The 3,984-nt window shown below is 40.1% G+C and carries 4 protein-coding genes; 1 reads left to right on the top strand and 3 read right to left on the bottom strand.

Going from position 1 to position 3,984, the window contains the following annotated elements:
* A partial coding sequence (locus L654_RS01000000126390) for an RICIN domain-containing protein (RefSeq protein WP_024608691.1) occupies positions 1-1,915 on the top strand: 1,915 nt, incomplete at its 5' end.
* A 61-nt stretch (positions 1,916-1,976) separates the two neighbouring features.
* On the opposite strand, the gene lpxA is transcribed toward L654_RS01000000126390, so the two are convergent.
* The 3 genes from lpxA to lpxD all read right to left on the bottom strand — a co-directional run.
* On the bottom strand, positions 1,977-2,747 hold the full coding sequence (lpxA, locus tag L654_RS0118270; protein ID WP_024608690.1) for an acyl-ACP--UDP-N-acetylglucosamine O-acyltransferase: 771 nt from the start codon (positions 2,745-2,747) through the stop codon (positions 1,977-1,979).
* 2 nt (positions 2,748-2,749) lie between these two features.
* Positions 2,750-3,202 carry a 3-hydroxyacyl-ACP dehydratase FabZ gene (fabZ, locus tag L654_RS0118265; protein WP_007580997.1) on the bottom strand — a complete coding sequence of 151 codons (453 nt, stop codon included), beginning with the start codon at positions 3,200-3,202 and terminating at the stop codon, positions 2,750-2,752.
* Between the two features lie 26 nt (positions 3,203-3,228).
* On the bottom strand, positions 3,229-3,984 hold a 756-nt coding region (gene lpxD / locus L654_RS0118260), incomplete at its 5' end, for a UDP-3-O-(3-hydroxymyristoyl)glucosamine N-acyltransferase (protein ID WP_024608689.1).

Genomic DNA, 3,984 nt, shown 5'->3' with positions numbered 1-3,984 from the left:
TGGCGGCAGTGCCCTAGCTGCAAATGCATCTGGATATGCTTCAACAAACGGTAATACAACAGGTGGTGCCGGTGGTGATGTTGTATATGCAACAACAGGAACCCAAATACACCAAGCTTTATGTAATCGTGCATCGAGTGATACACCAATTATCATTCAAGTTGAAGGCACAATTAATCATGGTAATACAAGCAAAGTATCTGGTGATAGCTGTAACACTGGTCCTGACTTAATTGAACTAAAAGAAATTAGTAACGTTTCTATTATTGGTGTTGGCAGTGGTGCTTTATTTGACCAACTCGGTATCCATATTCGTTCTTCGTCAAACATTATTATTCAAAATGTTCATGTCCGAAATGTAAAAAAATCAGGCTCACCAACCTCAAACGGAGGTGATGCAATTGGTATGGAATCTAATGTTCGAAATGTATGGGTTGACCATGTAACACTTGAAGCAAGTGGTGGTGAAAGCAGTGGCTATGATGCACTTTTTGATATGAAAAATAATACAAAATACGTAACTTTATCTTATAGTATTTTGCGTAATTCAGGTCGAGGTGGTTTGGTTGGCTCAAGCGACAGCGATGATGCTAATGGCCCAGTAACATTTCATCATAACTACTATCAAAATATAAATTCACGAACACCTTTACTCAGACACGCAACAGCCCATGCTTATAATAACTACTATAGTGGCATACAGTCATCTGGGATGAATCCACGCATAGGTGGTAAGATGCGTGCTGAAAATAACTACTTTCAAGACTCTAAAGACCCACTAGGTACTTTTTACACTAACGATATGGGATATTGGCAAGTAAGCGGTAATATCTGGGACAATATTGATTGGTCTGAAGATGAAAGTAAGCTTCACCCAGCAGGCCCAAATCCTTCATCAACTACTTCTATTAGCATACCTTATAACTATCAACTGGATAATACTCAGTGTGTTCCTGCAATTATTGCAGCAACCGCAGGTGCAAATAAGGGCTTAAAAGAGTCCAATGGTGAATGTGGTACGACTGAGCCCACAGATCCAACTGAGCCTACGGATCCAACAAATCCACCTGAGCCGACTCCTTCAGGGGAAAATCTTGCTTTGGCTGCAGGTGTAGATGGCAGCTCTAAAGCCAGCGGTACAAGTTATGGTAATGTTAAAGATGGAGATACATCCACTTACTGGTCGCCAAATTCATCTACTGGCACAATAAATATTAAAAACTTAAATACGACAATTAATGCAGTAAAGATTATTGAAGCGTCAGGTGCTCAAGGAAATATTACTTCATGGTCGCTGGTTAATTACGATACAGGCACAACGCTCGCTAATGGCGGGGCTGTACCTAATGTAATCACCTTTTCGAGTGTAAATTTGTCAAAAGTCAGTTTCGTTATTAACTCTTCAAACTCAACACCGAGAGTTGCTGAATTTGAGGTTTACAATGGCTATAACGACTCAGGTAGTTCAGTCACTAATACCCTAGTTAATGGCGTATACAGGGTTACACCTAAGCACAGTGCTAAATCACTTGATGTAGCTAATTGTGCAAATAGCAATGGTGCTAACATATCGCAATGGTCATGGTTAAATAACGATTGTCAAAAATTCAATATATCAACGGTCGATGGTATTTGGCATAGAATTTCACCAGTTAATGATCCATCGAAGGGCCTTGATGTAGCCGCTAACTCAACGGTTAATGGTGCAAACATTGCTCTGTACACATATACCGGTAGTTATAATCAACAATTTAGATTCCAAGCCGCTGGTACAGGAAAATGGCGGATAATAAATCGTAATAGTGAACTTTGTTTTGATGTTGAGGGAAATAAAGCAAATGACGGGGCAAATCTATTGCAATGGGCTTGCAGCGCTGGATCTGAAAATCAAATGTTTGAACTAACGCGACAGTAAACTTTAAATAATAAAAAACCACCTTCGATTTCTCTAAGGTGGTTTTTTAATTAAGAAGCCGTTATCTTACAATACCGCGCTCAGAACCTTTAACAAAGTCGATCATCAATTGCACTGCAGGATACTTTGCAGCATCTTCACTAAGCGACTCAATAGCTTCTTCAGCACCTAAGCTTTTACGATAAAATGCTTTGTATGCACGTCGTACAGCCATAATTTCATCACTTTCGAAACCACGACGCTTCATGCCTTCTTTATTGATAGCTGCAGGGCCTGCTGGCATACCAATGGTAGTAACAAATGGTGGTACATCTTTGTTAACACCTGAATACATACCAATAAAGGCATGTGCACCAATTTTACAAAACTGATGAACACCCGAATTACCACCAAGGATAACCCAGTCACCAACATGTACATGGCCGGCCACACTTGCGTTGTTAGCAAAAATTACGTTATCGCCAATTACCGCGTCATGTGCAACGTGTGTATAAGCCATAAATAAATTATTACTACCAATTTTAGTAACACCTTGGTCTTGAATCGTACCACGGTGAATAGTGGCACATTCACGGATAACGTTGTTATCACCCATTATTAAAGTGGTTGGCTCGTTGTTGTATTTTTTGTCTTGGCAGGCTTCACCCACAGACGCGAACTGAAAAATATGATTGCCAGAGCCAATAGTTGACGGCCCTTTAACAACAACGTGAGACTCAATAATACAGTTATCACCGATAACAACATCATTGCCAATATAACTATACGGACCAACTGAGACATTGTTGCCTAGTTTAGCGCCAGGTTCGATTATTGCTGTAGAATGGATCACTATTAAAACTCTCTTCTCGCACACATAATTTCGGCACTACACACTATTTTGCCGTCGACTCTAGCTTCTGCAGCAAACTTCCAAATGTTGCGACGTTCTTTTAAAAACTCAACATGAAGATGCATTGTATCACCAGGAATTACAGGTTGTTTAAAACGTGCGTTATCAACAGCAGCAAACAAATACAATTCGTTTTCGCTACGGTTTTCTACTGTTTTAAAACCTAATAAACCCGTTGCTTGCGCCATTGATTCTAATATTAGCACACCAGGAAAAATTGGCTGATTTGGAAAGTGCCCAGTAAAAATCGGTTCATTTATAGAAACATTTTTAATAGCATGTAAAGACTTGCCAGGTGTAAAATCAATAACACGATCAATTAATAGCATCGGGTAACGGTGCGGTAATAAACTTAAAATTTCTTGAATATCAAGGCTATTTAATTCGTTTGCCAAAATAGCATCCTTATTAGTGTTCAACGTTATGACTTAGCCAATGCTTCAAGCGCTTTAAGACGAGATTTCATGTCTGAAAGGTTACGCAAGTGAGCTATTGATTTACGCCATTCTTTGTTTGTTGTATGGGGCATACCAGATGAGTAAATACCTGGTTCGGTGATTGATTTTGTCACCATACTCATGCCGGTAATTATAACACCATCACATACAGACATGTGACCATTAATTGCAACCATGCCACCAATTTGACAGTTCTTGCCAATGGTAACGCTTCCTGCAAGTACAGTGCAGCCCGCTATTGCGGTGCCTGAATTAACTTCAACGTTGTGCGCTATTTGACACTGATTATCGATAATAACATTGCTATGAATGATGGTATTGTCCAGTGCACCACGATCAATTGTCGTACTTGCACCAATTTCAACTTTGTTGCCTATGATCACTGAACCAAGCTGAGGTATTTTAACCCACTGCCCGCGCTCATTTGCATAGCCAAACCCATCACTACCTACAACACTATTTGCTTGAAACAAACAATCTGAACCAATTTCAACATCGTGATAAATAGTCACACTAGGCCAAAGCTTAGTGCCAGAACCTATTTTAACACGTTCCCCGATAAAACTGTTCGGACCAATTTGCGCGTTGTCACCTATCACTGCATGAGCTTCAATGACTGCGTTAGCACCAATAGCGGCGCTATCACTAACAATCGCTGTTGAATGAACAGTTGCACTTGGATGAATACCCGTCGAGGCTGAGCGTGGTGTTGTATCCAT

It is taken from the genome of Pseudoalteromonas sp. TAB23, assembly GCF_000498075.1.
GTDB lineage: Bacteria > Pseudomonadota > Gammaproteobacteria > Enterobacterales > Alteromonadaceae > Pseudoalteromonas > Pseudoalteromonas arctica.
Note: the sequence above shows the minus strand (reverse complement) of the source record. Positions and strands in the feature narration are given on the sequence as shown.